We start from the raw sequence: 15,431 nt of genomic DNA, 5'->3' as shown, positions 1-15,431 counted from the left end.
TCATTCTAAGCCGACGGCATCGCGATCCCGCGGACGCGTCGCTGGACGGCCGCGATCTCGCGCAGCGCGTCGTTCAGCAAACTCCGGTTCAAGGGCGACAATTCCGCCATCACCACCACGTCGCCCGGCCGGTGCCCGGCCGACAGCTGCTCGACCTGATGCACCATCCGCATGCGCTGCAACATGACGAACACCTCGGTGAGCACGGCGGCATCGCGATCGGCGATCACCCCGGCCGTCGCCGCCGCGGCCAGTCGCACCGGCGTCGCCGCGGCCGTCACGCCGGCCGCCAGCCCGCCCCAGCGGGCCAGGTTGACGATCGGGACCAGCGCGTGACTCTTCAGGTCGAAGGTGCCGCCGCGCCGGGACAGGACGTCCCGCAGCGAGCGCGCCCGGACCCGTCCGGACAGCGCGTCGAGCAGCTGCAGGCGCAACGCGTTCGGATAGTCGGCGCGCATCCGGGCGAACGCCGCGGGCACCGCGTGCAGGCTCGGATCACCCCACACCACGCGCCCGTCGATCAGCAGCGACGACATGACCAACCCGCGATCGACGAGCGGATCGTTCAACCAGCGCGTCGCCGCCTTCGTCCACTCCGACCGGGAGCGCGCGAATTTCGGTTTCGCGGCGATCGCCCCGTTGCTGTCCGCGGGTAGCCCGCAGGCATCGAGAATGGCGTGCGTGCGCTCCGCGATCGCGCGCAATTGCCCGCTGGCCGTGGACAATTCATCGGCCCAGGACAGCGCGCTGTCCACATCCGAGGACGGCATCGCCTCGCGCCGGGCGATGCTGCCGAGGGTCAGCCAGGCGAACCCGCCGTTCGGTGCGTCCCCGGCCTCGGCGATCGCGAGCTCGAGCGCCTTGCGCACCACCGAGTCGATGACCACGGAGAGGATGCCGCTCGTCGCGGACGCTTTGGTGCCGTTGCGGAACAGATCGACCGTGGTGCCGGGGATCTCGCGGGCCGCCTGCCGCAGCTGCGCCGCATCGGCGGCCGCGCCGATCGCGCGACGCAGGGCGAAGCTCTGCCGCGCGGAGGCCGCGAGCAGGTCCGAGTCTTCGAGCACCCCGAGTACCTCGCCCCGCCGGCCGACCACCGGCAGGTGCCGCAGCCCGCTCTCCAGCATCTCCATCAGCACGGTCTCGGCGGACAGATCGGCGCTCACCCGCCGGGCCGGCGCGCTCATCACCCGCGCGATCGGCAGGTCGACCGGCAGCCCCGCCGCCACCACCTCGACCCGCAGATCCTGATCGGTGAAGATGCCGAAGTCCCCGTCCGGCAACCGGATCAGCACCGCGGAGACGTGCTGCTCGGTCATCCGGATCACCGCGTCCCGCACGCTGGTCTCCGGTGTCACGAAAACGGGCTCCGCCGAGACCAGTTCGCTCGCCGGGCGGGTGCCGAGCACCTGCGCCATCGGGGTTCGATTGCCGGACACCGTCTTCCACGCCGACGACGCCAGAAAGGCCAGCCCGTCCGGCTGCGCGAACTGCGCGCGAACGTGCTCGCCGGGCAGCCGGATCAACAGGCTGGTCTCGGTGGCCAGCGCGACGAATTCGGCGCTGCCGCCGGTCAGCAGCGGCACGTAGCCGAAGATCCCGCCCGCCTCGACGGTGTCGATCGTGCGGCTGTCGTCCGACAGCGACGAGGCGGCGGAGTCGGGCCCGTTGCGCCGCAGGATGACCCGGCCGGTCCACACCATCCAGATATCGTCGGGCACCTGCGCCGAGTAGTCGCTGATCACCGCGCCCGCCGCGAACTCGTGCAGGGACGAGGCCGCGGCGAGCCGGTCGAGCTCGGCGGCGGTCATCGACTGGAACGGCGCGTGCCCGCCGAGGAACGCGGCTAGTTCGCCCTCCGCAGACATGTCCGGCTCACGTGGTCCGGACGAGATCCGCGCACTTCTCCGCCATGGCCATGACAGTAATGTTCGGGTTCACCGCGGGCAATTTCGGCATCGCGGAGGCGTCGACCACCCGCAGCCGCGACACCCCCTTGACCCGCAGCTCCGGATCGAGCACCGCCAGCGGATCGTCGACCGCGCCCATCCTGGCCGTGGCGGCCGGGTGGTACACCGTGTTGTGGGTGGCGCGGATGTAGCTCAGCAGTTCGTCGTCGGAGGTGGCGTCCGGGCCGGGCGCGAGTTCGGCGGCGATCCACGCGCGCAGCGGGGACTGCTCGGCGATCTTGCGGGCCAGCCGGACCCCGGCCAGCATCACCCGTTCGTCGTGGCCGTCCGGATCGGTGAAGTAGCGGGGGTCGACCTTCGGCCGGTCGCGGAAGTCCCGGCTGCGCAACCGGATCGTGCCGCGCGAACGGCCCTGGGTGACGTTGGGGGTCAGGCAGAAGCCGTTGTCGGTGGTCGGGTAACCGCGGCGCAGCGTGTTCATGTCGAACGGCACGCTGCCGTAGTGCATCATCACGTCCGGCACCCGCAGCGACTCGTCGGTGGTGGCGAAGATGCCGATCTCCCACCACTGCGTCGAGGTCGCGACCATCGGCCGCGCGGCGTCCCAGAACACCAGGCCTTCGACATGGTCGTCCAGGTTCGCGCCCACACCGGGCGAGTCGACCAGCACCGGGACGCCGATCTCGCGCAGGTGCTCGGCGGGCCCGATTCCGGACAGCATCAACAGCTTCGGCGTATCGATGGCGCCGGCCGTGACGATCACCTCGCGGCGCGCGGAGACCGTGTCGTAGCCGACGCCGTCCGGGCGCAGATACCGCACGCCGGTCGCGGCGCGCGCGTCGTCGAACAGGATCTCGCTGACCCAGCAGCCGGTGCGCACCTCCAGATTCGGGCGCGAATCCAGCACGGGGTGCAGGTATGCGTGCGATGTCGACATGCGCGTGCCGTCTTCGGCGGCGTTGATCTGGAACCAGCCCGCCCCGTTGCGCACGGTCGCGCCCCGGTTGAACTGCACCGTCGGCAGCCCGACCGCCGCGGCCGCGGCGAGCACCGCGACGCCGCACGGGTCCTCCGGCGGCACGTCGCGCAATCGGACCGGGCCGCTGCGACTGTGCTGGTCGCCGGGTGCGTCGTTGTTCTCCAGCCGGGTCACGTAGGGCAGCACGTCGGCCGCGCCCCAGCCTTTCGCACCCAGTGCGGCCCACTCGTCGAGGTTCTCGGCGGGCGGCCAGAACGCGATACACGAGTTGTGCGAGGAACAGCCGCCGAGAACCTTCGCGCGAGCGTGGCGCAGAAAGCTGTTCCCGCGCTCCTGCGGCTCGACCGGATAGTCCCAGTCGTAGCCGGAATCGAGCAGATGCATCCACTGCGTGAGTTCGAGGATGGCGCGATCGCCGACGTCGGACGGTCCCGCCTCCAGCAGGCACACCGACACGTCCGGGTCCTCGCTGAGCCGGGCGGCGAGCACGCACCCGGCGGTCCCGCCACCCGCGATCACGTAGTCGAACACGGCATCAGACATTGCGTACCTCCGCTGCATGTGCGGCCAGGGTGCCGATTCGCTTGCGGCCCTTCAGGATGTACCAGAGCAGACCGGCGCCGAGGATCGCGCCGATGTAGACGAACGCACCCCAGGTGTTGTACCAGGGCGTGCCATAGACGGACGCGCGCGGCCAGGCCAGGTTCAGGGCCATCCCGATGCCCCACACCACGGCGACGATATTGACGATCATCCCCCAGCGCCCCATGGTGAAATACCCGCCCGCCGCAAGCTCTTTCGGCGGCCACTGCCCGCGCAGCCGCTGCTTGAGCATCGGCCCGGTCACCATCAGGTACGCCAGGTAGATCATGATGATCGCGATCGAGGTGAGCACGGTGAAGATCTTCGGCTGGCCGATGTTGACCACCAGGATGAGCGCGGCGAGCACGCCGATCAGGATGGCCGGGATGACCGGCGTCTGGGTCTTCGGATGCACCCGGGCCAGCTTCTCGCCGAACGGCAAGGCGTTGTCCCTGGCCATGGCGAAGGTGAGCCGGATGGCGGCGGTGTGCACGGCGAGCGAGCACACGGTCACCGCGACCACGATGCAGCACAGGAAGATCGTGCCGAGCGGACCCCACATCACCTGCTCGACAATGTATTGCAGGCCGCCGCTGGAGCTGCCGATCTGCGGGTCGTCGAGATCGGGAGCCGCCATGACCGCGAAGGCGAGGATCGCCCCGCCGATGACGAAGGACGCGAGCACGGCGCGCAGGATGGCCTTGGGCGCGGTCCGCCGCGGCTCCACGGTCTCCTCACCGAGCGAACTCGCGGTGTCGAAGCCGTACATGACATAGCCCGAGGCCAGCGAGGCGACCAGGAACGCGCCGAGGTAACCGCCGGACTCCCCCGCGCCGTAGCCGTGCGTGGAGAAGAACACCTGCGGGCCACGAGTCGCGTTGGCCGCCAGGATGATCGCGATCAGCACCGCCGCGATGAGCTCGATGAACACGCCGGCGCTGTTGATCATCGCCATCAGCCGGACGCCGAGCGCGTTGATCGTGGTGGTGAAGATGATCATGATCGTGCCGAGCACCACCGCGTTGGTGGCGTAGTCGTGCTCACCGCTGCCGTCCCCGATGAGCTGGAAGCCGCTCCACAACCGGGGCAGGTTCAGCTGGAGCGCGAGCACCACCGCGGACAGCGTCACGATCGACGCGGTCAGCATCAACCAACCCGACGACCACCCGACGATTCTGCTGCCGAGCTGTTTGGACCAGTTGTAGACCGATCCGGCGACCGGATAGCGCGCGGCGAGCTCCATGAAGCACAGTGCGACGGCCAGCTGCCCGACGAAAACGATCGGCCACGACCACAGGTACGCGGGACCCGCGCTGCCGAAACCGAAATAGAACAGCTGAAACGTGCCGGTGAGGATCGAGATATAGCTGACCCCCGCCGCGAAGCTGGCGAACTTCCCGATACTTCGGTCGAGGGATTCCTTGTAGCCGAAATCCTCCATTCCGCTGTCATCGGACACACCGTGTTCCTGAACCACCATTGCTTACCGTGCCTTTCGCGGGCGGCCGTACGGGCTGTCCGGCCGAGATTTGTTGCTTACGATCAGACGCCCTTGAACCACTCCGCCGGCTTCGGTGCCGTGTTGTGCCAAATGTGTTTGATTTCCTGATATTCGGCCAGGCCGGTCGGGCCGAGTTCGCGTCCGTTGCCGGACTTCTTGAATCCGCCCCATTCCGCACCGGCGGTGTAATAGCCGAAGTCGTTGAGCCACACCGTGCCGTGGCGCAGCGCGCGCACCACTCGCTCGCCGCGCGCCGGATCCGCGGTGCGCACGCCGGCGGCGAGGCCGTATTCGGTGTCGTTGCCGAGCCGGATCGCCTCGGCCTCGGTGGTGAATCGCTCGACCGTGAGGATCGGGCCGAACGTCTCCTCCTGCACGATGCGCATCGAGCGATCGCACCGATCGAAGATCGTCGGCAGGTAGTAGCTGCCGTCCCGCAGGGCGGGGTCGGTCGGCCGCGCGCCGCCGGTCACCAGCTTCGCGCCCTCCGAGATGCCCAGCGCGACATAGGCTTCCACCTTGGCTCGGTGCTCGGCGGAGACCAGCGGACCGGTTTCGCTGGCCGGATCGAGGCCGGGGCCGACCCGGATCCGCTCGGCCCGGCTCGCCAGTTCGGCGACGAAGTCCTCGGCGATCGACTCCTCGACGATCAGCCGGGTGCCCGCCGAGCAGACCTGCCCGGAATGCAGGAACACGCCGGTCAGGACGTGGTCGACGGCGCTGTCCCAGTCCGCGTCGGCGAACACGATGTGCGGATTCTTGCCGCCGAGTTCCACCGCCACCTTGGTGACGTGTTCGGCGGCGACCCGGCTGATCGTGCGGCCGGTCGCCAAGCCGCCGGTGAAGGAGATGAAGTCGACGTCGGCGTTGTCGGTCAGCGCCGCGCCGAGCACCGCGCCGCTGCCCTGGACCAGGTTCAACACACCGGCGGGCACCCCCGCCTCCTCGGCGAGCCGCGCGAATTCGATGGTGGTGAGCGGGGTGACCTCGCTCGGCTTGAGCACCATCGTGCAGCCCGCGGCCAGCGCGGGCGCGACCTTCCACGACATCTGGAGCAGCGGATAGTTCCACGGCGCGATGAGCACGCACACGCCGATCGGCTCGCGGACCACCCGGCTGATCACCGCCGGGTCGCCCACATCGATCAGCCGGTCGGCCTGCACGGCGACGGCGTTCGCGTAGTAGCGGAACACCGAGATGACGTCGTCGATGTCGATCTCGCTCTCCACCAATGTCTTTCCGGTGTCCGCCGTCTCCAGCCTGGCCAGCCGATCCTTGTCGCGAGCCAGCAGGTCGGCGATCCGCAGCAGCAGCGCGGACCGCTCGGCAACCGGCGTCGCGGGCCACCTGCCCGCGTCGAAGGTGGTGCGGGCGACCGCGACGGCGTCGCGCGCGTCGGCCGGCGTCGCCTCGTCCACGGTCGCCACCACGGTGCCGGTCGCCGGGTCGATGATCTGCCGCACGCCACCGTCCGACGCGTGCGTCCATCGACCGCCGATGAGCAGATCCGGATCACCATTCATTGCACGTCACCTCACGTCGCCGATCCGACAGGACAACCACTCGTGGAACTCCGCGATGTGATGCTCGGCGGGCACCAGCACCCCGCCCTTACGGTAGGCGCGCGACGACATTGTGGGTTGCGTTCGCGCACATGCCGCGAAATCCTGTTCGTTCACCCGGTGGAACAATTCGACGGAGCGGGACACGTCGCGTCCCGCGGCAACCACATCCTTGGTATACAACCAATCACACTCGACGATAGTTCGGTCCGCCGACATGGGGAACATTCGGTGGAAAATGATGTGGTCCGGGACCAGATTGACGAAAACGGTCGGCCGGACGGTGACGGCGAAGTAGCGGCGGTCCTGTTCCGGGGTAACCCCGGGCAACCGGTCGAAACCCGGCGAACCGTCGACGGTGAACCCCGCGATATCGGCGCCGAATTCCGCGCCGTGGCCGACGAACACCTGCGCGGCGAGCCCCTGCGCGAATTCGGGCAGCACCTCGGTGAGTTCGGGGTGGATGGTCGCGCAGTGGTAGCACTCCATGAAGTTCTCCACGATGAGCTTCCAGTTGGCCGCGACGTCGTAGACCACCCGGCGACCCACCGCCAACGTGTCGATCTCGTAGGCGTCGATGGCGGCCGGGTCGCCGAGGCGCTCGGTGACCGCGCCCATCACGTCGTGCTCGAACGAGGGCGGCTCGTCGGCCAGGCAGACCCAGGCGTAGCCGAGCCACTCGCGCAGGGCGACCGGGATCAGGCCGTAGGCGACGCGATCGATGTCGGCGCCGGTGGCGTCCTTCAGCGCGGCCAGGTTCGGCGCGGCGACCAGTTTGCCGTCCAGGCCGTAGGTCCAGGCGTGGTACGGGCATTGCAGGTTGCGGCGGACCCGGCCCGCGTCCTCGGTGCACAGCATCGCGCCGCGGTGGCGGCAGATGTTCAGGAACGCGCGCAGCGCGCCGTCGCGGCCGCGCACGATCAACACGCTTTCGCGGCCGACCTGGACGCGCTTGAACTGGCCGGGATCGGCGAGGTCGCCGGTGCGGATGGCGCAGAACCACATTCGTTCGAAGAGCTGTTCCTGCTCGGCCGCGAAGATGGCGTCGTCGACGTACCACTTGCCGCCGAGGGTGGGAATCAGGGCCGGTGGGGTGACCGGCGACAGATCCGCGGACCCGCCTGCCCGGTCGCCACCCTCCGTCGGATCGCTATGCGATGCTGTTTTCACTGGTCACCAGCCTCTGCGGGTCGAATAGGGCGATCGGGTGCCTGGTGGTCGCGTCGATGACCAGATCGGCCAGGATCTCGCCCACCACCGGGACGAATTTGAAGCCGTGGCCGGAGAAGCCGCAGGCGATGGTGATGCGGTCGCCGCCGGGATGGCGGGCGATGACGAAGTGCTCGTCGGGGGTGGTGGAATACATGCAGGTGGCCGTGTGGACGCACGGGCCGGCCACGGCCGGGAGCAAGGCGGCGGCGCGGTCGCGCATCGCGTCGATCTCGTGCGGGTGGACGACGCGGTCGATGGTCTCCGGCGTGCAGACGGTGCCCTTGCGGAAGAACGCGGTCTTCACTCCGCCCGCCGGTCCGTCGATGGCGGGGAAGCCGTAGATCTGCATGCCGGAGTCGTCCTCGGCGATGTAGATCGGCTGATCCTCGAAGGCCGCGGTGCCGCCGATCGGATCGAACCAGTACAGGACGTGGCGTTCGATGGTGATCGGAATGCCGAACTCGGCCAGCAGCTTCGGCGCCCAGGCGCCGGGGCAGATCAGCAGCTGATCCGCGTGATAGGTGGCTCTGGCGGTGGTCACCGTGACGCCGGAATCGGTTTCGGCCCAGCCGATCACCTCCTCGCCGAACGACAGGGTGGCACCCGCGCGCAGGGCCAGATCGATGTGGGCCTGCACCGTCAGTTCGGGGCGGGCGAATCCGCCGTTGGACTCATAGATTCCGATGTCGCCGGGCGCGGGGGTGAAGTTCGGGAAGCGCCGGGTGATCTCGGCGGCGTCCAGCAACTCGTGCGGCAGTGACCATTCGCGGCTGGCCCGCAGGCTGCCCGCGACCGTCAGGCTGTCCGGCGGGCCGAGGTACAGGCCGCCGGTGAGCCGGATGACCTCGCGGTCGGAGTCCGCCGCCAGCTTGGCCCAGAGTTCGTAGGACCGCAGCAGGAGCGGAACATAGGCGGGGTCTTCGAAATAGGACTGCCGGACGATGCGCGAACCGCCGTGGCTCGAACCCCGATCGTGTGCGGGAGTGAACTTCTCCAGCCCGAGTACCCGTTGGCCGCGCGCCGCGAGGTGATAGGCGGCGGCACTGCCCATGCCGCCGACGCCGATCACGATGACGTCGTAGCCCGTTGTCGCCGTAGCCATTTCGCTACCTCCTGATCCTGGACATCTCGGGATCGACCACCGGCTCGGCGTGCACCGTCGCGAGGTAGCGCGCACCGAGGTATTCGACCTCTACCGCAGCACCGACCGCGACCGAGGCGGGCAGCCACGCGTAGGCAATGCTGCGGCCGATGGTGGCCGAATAGCCTGCGCTGGTGACATATCCGCCGAGCAGGCCGTCCACGTAGACCGGCTCCTTGCCGAGGACGACCGCCGTCGGGCGCTCGAACACGACGCTGCGCAGGATCTTCGCCGGTGGGTCCGCCTGTTCCAGCGCGGCCTTGCCGATGAAGTCGGGCTTGCTCATCCGGACCGCGAAGTCGAGTCCGGCGGCGGCCGGCCGGTGCTCCGCGGTCATGTCGGTTCCCCAACTGCGGTAGCCCTTTTCGATGCGCAGGCTGTTGAACGCGATCCGGCCTGCGGCGATGACCTCGTGCGCCTGCCCGGCTGCCCACAGCAGATCCCACAGCGCGTTGCCGTATTCGGCGGTCGCGTAGATCTCCCAGCCGAGCTCGCCGACGTAGGAGACGCGCATCATGGTGACCGGGATGGCGCCGAGATAGGTCTGCAGCGCGCGGAAGTACTTGAACGACTGATTCGACAGGTCGTCGGAACACAAGGGCTGCACCAGGTCCCGCGCGCTCGGTCCCCAGACGCCGAGGCAGCAGGTGCCGCCGGTGATGTCGCGCAGCGTCACCGAGCCGTCGGCGGGCAGGTGCCGGGTGAACCAGTCGAAATCCATCGGGCCGTTCACGCCGACCTGGAACCGGTGCGGCTCGAGCCGGGCGACGGTGACATCACTACGGATGCCGCCGGTTTCGTCGAGCACCAGCGCGTAGGTCACCGAGCCGACGGACTTGTCCAGATTGTTCGTGGTGAGTCGTTGCAGGAAGTCGAGCGCACCCGGTCCGCAGACCTCGTAGCGGGTCAGCGGGGTCATGTCGAACATCGCGACCCGCTCGCGGGTCCAGCGCGCCTCGGCGATGGAGATGGGCGACCAGAAGCTGCTCGACCACTCGTCGCGCTCCGGGAACGGCATGCCCTCGTCGCGAAGTCGTTGCGCCAGTTCCGCATTGGCCGCATACCAGGCAGGCCGCTCCCAGCCGCCGCCTTCGAAGAAGAAGGCGCCCATTTCCTGCTGGCGGGCATAGAAGGGACTGGTGCGCAGGCCACGCGGGGCCGTTCGATATTGGTGCGGATGGATGATGTCGTAGACCTCGACAAAGGCCTGCGAACTCGTCCGCAGGATGAATTCCTCGCTGCGCGCGACGTCTTCGAATCGATACAGATCGCATTCGTGCACGTCGGTGCCCGGCGCGCCGTCGATGATCCATTCGGCGGTCGCCTTGGCCACGCCGGCCGAATGGGTGACCCACACGGCCTCCGCGACCCAGAATCCGGCCAGGTCGCGGTGCTCACCCATGATCGAGAAGCCGTCCGGGGTGAACGAGAAGATTCCGTTGAATCCCTCCTCCGGCTTCGAATCACCGAGCGCCGGCAGCAATTCCATGGACTCGCGCCAGGCGGGGGCGAAGTCGGCCTCGGTGAACGGCAGCATCGACGGCATCGCTTCGCCGGCGGTGGCCGCGGACAGGGTGGACATGTCCACCGGCATCGGCTGGTGGCCGTAGTAACCGATGCCCAGGCGGTCGCCGTGCACGCGGTAGTAGAGGTCCCGATCCTGGTGTCGCAGGATAGGCAGGCGCGCGGCGTCGCGGAGACTGTCGGCCAGGGCGGCCAGCGACCCCGACTTGGCGTACTGGTGCGCCATCGGCACCAGCGGCAGGACCAGGCCGGTCCGCTTCGCCAGTTCCGCACCCCAGAAACCGGCCGCGCAGACGACGATGTCCGCGGCGATGGTGCCGTCGGCTGTCTGCACACCGGTGACCCGGCCGCCGGATTCGGTGATACCGAGGACTTCCCGGTGCGGCAGGAAGCGCGCGCCGCGATCGACGGCCGCCCGTGCCTGCGCCTGCACCGCCCGCACCGCGTTGGCCAAACCGTCTGTCGGAGTGTGGAATCCGCCGATAATATGGTCGGCATCGAGCAGCGGGTACCGGGCCGCACATTCGGACGCATCCAGCAGGCGCCCCTCGATCCCCCACGACTGCGCCCAGCCGAACTTGCGGTGCAGATCCCGCCAGCGCTCCGGCGTGGTCGCCACCTCGAGCCCGCCGACCGCCTCGAACGCGGGGCCGGCCGGATGGCTCAGCGCGCCGAACTTCTCGGTGGTATAGCGCGCGAACTCGGTCATGGTCTTGGACGGATTCGTCTGGAACACCAAACCCGGTGCGTGCGATGTGGATCCGCCGGTGGTGAACAGCGGTCCGCGGTCGAGCACGGTGATGTCGGCCCAACCCCGTGCGGTCATTTCGTCGGCCAGCGATGCCCCGACGATCCCGGCTCCGATGATGACGACTTTCGGGTGAGCCAAAGGGTGCCTCCGTTGTTGCTAGTAGCGCAACGAATTCGTATTACGCAACAAATAGTCCGCCTGTCGTGGCACGCTGTCAACCGTTGGAAACCAGTTGTTTACCGGGGAATTCAGGGGGTTGACGACGACTCGACGCTGTCGCACACTGTTGCGTATCGCGATATCTGTTGCGCTCTAAGCAACTCATGGAGGGTTTATGGAGTCCCTTGCGAAACACACGGCGGCCGCCGGGACGGAACTGTTCGTCGCCCGTCTCGCGGACCTGCCGGTCGGCGAGGCCGCCACCGTGCGGACCGCCGACGGGACACCGATCTCGGTGTTCCACACCGACGAGGGCCTGTTCGCGATCGACGACACGTGCACTCACCAGGACGCGTCACTGGCCGACGGCTGGGTGGAGCACTGCACGGTCGAATGCCCCTTGCACGAGTCATGTTTCGACCTGCGCACCGGCCGGGTCTCCGGGCCGCCGGCCAAGGTCGCGGTGCGCACGTACCCGGTGCGGGTGCTCGACGGCGACATCGTGGTGACGACGGAGCCGGCATGAGCGTCGTCGTCGTCGGCGCGTCGCTCGCCGGATTCTGCCTGGTGCGCGATCTGCGTGAACGCGGCTACGACGGCGAGGTCACGGTGGTCGGCGACGAGGCGCACCCGCCCTACGATCGGCCGCCGCTGTCGAAGGAGTTCCTGCACGACGAGGTCGACCTCACCCTGGGCGACGACCTCGGCGCGCACTGGATGCTCGGCCGGCCTGCGATCGGAATCGCCTCCACCGCAACCGGTCCCGGCGTCACACTGGCGGACGGCACGGTCGTCGCCGGGCAGTCGCTGGTGCTCGCCACCGGCGCGCGGGCCCGCACGCTGCCCGGCGCTCGCGGGCTCGGCGGCGTCCATACGTTGCGCACGCTCGACGATGCGCGGGCGATCCGTACCGCATTGCGCACCGCACGCAGCATCGTCATCATCGGCGCCGGCCTGATCGGCGCCGAGATCGCCTCGACCGCGGCGACTCTCGGCGTTCGGACGACCATCGTCGAACTGGCGACGGACCCACTGTCCGCCGTCTTCGGCGCACAGCTCGGGGCGCTGTGCGCGGATCTGCACGCGGCCAACGGCGTTCGGTTACGCACCGGCGTGGCGGTGACCGAATTCCTCGGCGGCGAACACGTCAGCGCGGTTCGACTCACCGACGACACCCTGCTCGCCGCCGATGCCGTGATCATCGGCATCGGCGCGATCCCCAACACCGAATGGGCGCAGGACTCTCCGCTGCACATCGACAACGGATTCGTCACCGATTCCTGCTGCCGCACAGCGGTTCCCGGCATCTACGCCATCGGCGACTGCGCCCGCGCCTTCCAGGACGCCCTGGGCGCTCACCACCGCAGCGAGCACTGGTCGAACGCCACCGCCCAGGCCCGCATCGCCGCCGCGGCCATCGTCGGCGAACCGCCCGCGCACATCCCGAACACCTACTTCTGGTCCCGCCAGTACGGCCGGATGATCCAATTCGCCGGCCACCGCCGACCCGGCGACGCGGTGCGCTTCGTCGACGGCGACCCGACGACCCCGTCGTGCACCGCGCTCTACGAACGCGCCGGCGAGCCGGTGGCCGTCTTCGCCATCGACAACGCACGCCTGTTCACCCGCTACCGCAAGCAGATCGAGCGGCGGCCGGCGGCCATCGCAACCCCGTAGGAGGATTCGTGTCCGAAACCGTGCGCGGCGTCATCGCCCGTCGCCAAGGAACGCCGGTCGAGATCGTCGACGTGGTCATCCCCGACCCCGGCCCGCACGACGTCGTCGTGCGCGTGCAGTCGTGCGGGGTGTGCCACACCGACCTGCACTACCGCGAGGGCGGCATCAACGACGAGTTCCCGTTCCTGCTCGGCCACGAGGCGGCCGGTGTCGTGGAGACGGTCGGCACGGCCGTGACCCACGTGGCGGTCGGCGATTTCGTCGTGCTGAACTGGCGCGCGATCTGCGGCGAATGCCGCGCGTGCCGCCGCGGTCGCCCCTGGTACTGCTTCGACACCGGCAACGCAGGTCGGAAGATGACCCTCACCGACGGCACCGAGCTGACGCCCGCCCTCGGCATCGGCGCCTTCGCGGACAAGACCCTGGTTCACGAAAGGCAGTGCACCATAGTCGATCCCGATGCCGACCCGGCGATCGCCGGGTTGCTCGGCTGCGGCGTCATGGCGGGCATCGGGGCGGCGATGAACACCGGCAACGTATCCCGCGGGGACAGCGTCGCGGTGATCGGCTGCGGCGGGGTCGGCGACGCCGCGATCGCCGGCGCCCGGCTCGCCGGGGCAGGCACCATCATCGCCGTCGACCGCGACGCGCGAAAGCTGGCCTGGGCGAGCGAATTCGGCGCTACCGACCTGATCGACGCGAGCACCGAGGACGTGGTCGAGCGGATCCAGGAACTCACCGACGGCTTCGGCGCGGACGTCGTCATCGATGCCGTCGGCCGTCCCGAGACCTGGAAGCAGGCCTTCTACGGGCGCGACCTGGCCGGCACCGTGGTGCTGGTCGGCGTGCCCACCCCGGAGATGACCCTGGACATGCCGCTGATCGATCTGTTCTCGCGCGGCGGCGCACTCAAATCGTCCTGGTACGGCGATTGCCTTCCCGAGCGCGACTTCCCGATGCTGATCGACCTCTACCGGCAGGGGCGCCTTCCCCTGGAACGCTTTGTCACCGAACGCATCGCGCTCGACGAGGTCGAGAAGGCGTTCACCGCCATGCACCATGGCGACGTGCTGCGCTCGGTCGTGGTGTGGTGAACCGCTGACGCGACGGGAGACACCAACCCCGCTCCCTACTTTGTCCTGTCACAAAACAAACTTTGCCCGAATCCGACGAAAGCGCACACGGGACTCGACAAAGTGCGGTTGAATTCGCTCAGTTGGACAGGAAGAAGTAGCTGATGCGGATCGCGGCCCGACCGGAAAACGCCCACCAGGCACGGCTTTTGCGGCTGCTGCGCGATCGCGGCCCGCAGTCGCGGTCGGAACTGGGTCAGCCGATGGAGCTGTCCCGCTCCAAGCTGGCCGTGGAGCTCGACCGGCTCGCCGAGCTCGGACTGGTCGAGGCCGGTGGACTGGCCGCGTCGAGCGGCGGTCGTCGGTCGACCATCGCCGCGTTGGCGTCGGGGCTGCGTTTCGCCGCCATCGACATCGGCGCCACCTCCATCGACGTGGCGGTGACCGACGGCGAGCTGCGGGTGCTCGGGCAACTGTCCGAGCCGTGCGACATTCGGCAGGGACCGGCCGCCGTGCTCGAACGCGCCCTGGATCTGCTCGGCAAACTCCGGACCGACGCACACATGGCCGGACGGCTGCACGGCGCGGGAGTCGGCGTGCCCGGGCCGGTGAGCTTCCGCGAGGGCATGCCGGTCGCGCCGCCGATCATGCCCGGCTGGCATCGGTTCCCGGTGCGCGAGGCGATCGCGCAGGAACTCGGCTGCCCGGTACTGGTCGACAACGACGTGAACATCCTGGCGCTCGGCGAAATGCAGGCTGGCTCAGCGCATTCGGTGGCGGACTTCCTGTTGGTCAAGGCGGGCACCGGAATCGGCTGCGGCATCGTCGTCGACGGGGACATCTATCGTGGGGTGTCCGGCAGCGCGGGCGATATCGGTCATCTGCGGATCACCGACGACGGGCCGGTCTGCGCGTGCGGTAACAGCGGTTGCCTGGAGGCGTACGCGGGCGGGGCCGCGCTGGCCCGCGAAGCCACCGCCCGCGCCGCCCGCTCCCCCTTCCTCAGCGAACGTCTCGCCACGGCGGGCGCGCTCACGGCCACCGACCTCGCCGACGCCGCCGCTGCGGGAGACCCGTTGGCCGTAGCGATGATTCGAGAGGCAGGCGCGCATCTCGGCACCGCCCTGGCCGGATTGGTGAGCTTCTTCAACCCCGGCCTCGTGGTGATCGCCGGCGGGCTCACCGGGTTCGGGCACCCGCTGCTCGCGGAGATCCGCAGCGTGGTCTACCGCCGGTCGTCACCGCTGGCCACCGGCAACCTACCGATCGTGCTCTCCGAACTGGCCGAGCTCGGCGGGGTGATCGGCGCGGCGCGCCTGATCAGCGACCACATCTTCAGCGTCGCCTGAGCACGGCTAGG

At 69.0% G+C, this 15,431-nt stretch carries 11 protein-coding genes; 4 read left to right on the top strand and 7 right to left on the bottom strand.

Annotation, left to right across the window (positions count from 1 at the left end):
* Window positions 1-5: 5 nt before the first annotated feature.
* The 7 genes from ACFQ9K_RS18430 to ACFQ9K_RS18400 form a co-directional block, all read right to left on the bottom strand.
* Entirely contained in the window at window positions 6-1,868 is a 1,863-nt protein-coding gene (locus ACFQ9K_RS18430) for a putative nucleotidyltransferase substrate binding domain-containing protein (protein ID WP_378721435.1), read from the bottom strand.
* A gap of 7 nt (window positions 1,869-1,875) precedes the next feature.
* Window positions 1,876-3,432, bottom strand: a complete 1,557-nt coding sequence (locus tag ACFQ9K_RS18425; RefSeq protein WP_378721436.1) for a GMC family oxidoreductase — start codon at window positions 3,430-3,432, stop codon at window positions 1,876-1,878.
* The gene (locus tag ACFQ9K_RS18420; RefSeq protein WP_378721437.1) at window positions 3,425-4,951 is read right to left on the bottom strand and encodes an APC family permease; all 1,527 of its coding nucleotides are present in this window, start codon (window positions 4,949-4,951) and stop codon (window positions 3,425-3,427) included. The genes ACFQ9K_RS18425 and ACFQ9K_RS18420 overlap by 8 nt, the downstream gene beginning before the upstream one ends.
* A gap of 62 nt (window positions 4,952-5,013) precedes the next feature.
* The gene (locus ACFQ9K_RS18415; protein WP_378983387.1) at window positions 5,014-6,495 is read right to left on the bottom strand and encodes an aldehyde dehydrogenase family protein; all 1,482 of its coding nucleotides are present in this window, start codon (window positions 6,493-6,495) and stop codon (window positions 5,014-5,016) included.
* A gap of 6 nt (window positions 6,496-6,501) precedes the next feature.
* Window positions 6,502-7,641 (bottom strand): aromatic ring-hydroxylating dioxygenase subunit alpha, encoded by a 1,140-nt coding sequence (locus ACFQ9K_RS18410; RefSeq protein ID WP_378725108.1) that lies wholly within the window; start codon window positions 7,639-7,641, stop codon window positions 6,502-6,504.
* Between the two features lie 43 nt (window positions 7,642-7,684).
* Window positions 7,685-8,848, bottom strand: coding sequence for an N-methyl-L-tryptophan oxidase (gene solA / locus ACFQ9K_RS18405; RefSeq protein WP_378725086.1), 1,164 nt, complete (start codon window positions 8,846-8,848; stop codon window positions 7,685-7,687).
* Between the two features lie 4 nt (window positions 8,849-8,852).
* On the bottom strand, window positions 8,853-11,300 hold the full coding sequence (locus tag ACFQ9K_RS18400) for an FAD-dependent oxidoreductase (RefSeq protein ID WP_378725089.1): 2,448 nt from the start codon (window positions 11,298-11,300) through the stop codon (window positions 8,853-8,855).
* Window positions 11,301-11,496: 196 nt separating this feature from the next.
* Between ACFQ9K_RS18400 and ACFQ9K_RS18395 the strand changes: the two genes are divergently transcribed.
* From ACFQ9K_RS18395 to ACFQ9K_RS18380, 4 genes are all read left to right on the top strand, one after another.
* A complete protein-coding gene (locus ACFQ9K_RS18395; protein WP_378725091.1) occupies window positions 11,497-11,847 on the top strand; it encodes a bifunctional 3-phenylpropionate/cinnamic acid dioxygenase ferredoxin subunit in 351 nt (116 codons plus the stop codon).
* Entirely contained in the window at window positions 11,844-12,998 is a 1,155-nt protein-coding gene (locus ACFQ9K_RS18390; protein WP_378725093.1) for an NAD(P)/FAD-dependent oxidoreductase, read from the top strand. The genes ACFQ9K_RS18395 and ACFQ9K_RS18390 overlap by 4 nt, the downstream gene beginning before the upstream one ends.
* A gap of 8 nt (window positions 12,999-13,006) precedes the next feature.
* Window positions 13,007-14,092: an S-(hydroxymethyl)mycothiol dehydrogenase gene (locus tag ACFQ9K_RS18385; protein ID WP_378725095.1), complete on the top strand. Its 1,086-nt coding sequence runs from the start codon at window positions 13,007-13,009 to the stop codon at window positions 14,090-14,092.
* 143 nt (window positions 14,093-14,235) lie between these two features.
* Window positions 14,236-15,420, top strand: coding sequence for an ROK family protein (locus tag ACFQ9K_RS18380; protein WP_378725097.1), 1,185 nt, complete (start codon window positions 14,236-14,238; stop codon window positions 15,418-15,420).
* Window positions 15,421-15,431: the final 11 nt, after the last annotated feature.

Source organism: Nocardia sp. NPDC056564 (assembly GCF_042793755.1).
GTDB lineage: Bacteria > Actinomycetota > Actinomycetes > Mycobacteriales > Mycobacteriaceae > Nocardia.
Note: the sequence above shows the minus strand (reverse complement) of the source record. Positions and strands in the feature narration are given on the sequence as shown.

Excerpts from the sequence above, each read along its gene's own strand:
- ACFQ9K_RS18395 (WP_378725091.1), top strand. The coding sequence starts at position 11,497 with ATGGAGTCCCTTGCGAAACACACGGCGGCCGCCGGGACGGAACTGTTC.
- solA (WP_378725086.1), bottom strand. The coding sequence starts at position 8,848 with ATGGCTACGGCGACAACGGGCTACGACGTCATCGTGATCGGCGTCGGC.
- ACFQ9K_RS18430 (WP_378721435.1), bottom strand. The coding sequence starts at position 1,868 with ATGTCTGCGGAGGGCGAACTAGCCGCGTTCCTCGGCGGGCACGCGCCG.
- ACFQ9K_RS18420 (WP_378721437.1), bottom strand. The coding sequence starts at position 4,951 with ATGGTGGTTCAGGAACACGGTGTGTCCGATGACAGCGGAATGGAGGAT.
- ACFQ9K_RS18425 (WP_378721436.1), bottom strand. The coding sequence starts at position 3,432 with ATGTCTGATGCCGTGTTCGACTACGTGATCGCGGGTGGCGGGACCGCC.
- ACFQ9K_RS18415 (WP_378983387.1), bottom strand. The coding sequence starts at position 6,495 with ATGAATGGTGATCCGGATCTGCTCATCGGCGGTCGATGGACGCACGCG.
- ACFQ9K_RS18390 (WP_378725093.1), top strand. The coding sequence starts at position 11,844 with ATGAGCGTCGTCGTCGTCGGCGCGTCGCTCGCCGGATTCTGCCTGGTG.
- ACFQ9K_RS18380 (WP_378725097.1), top strand. The coding sequence starts at position 14,236 with ATGCGGATCGCGGCCCGACCGGAAAACGCCCACCAGGCACGGCTTTTG.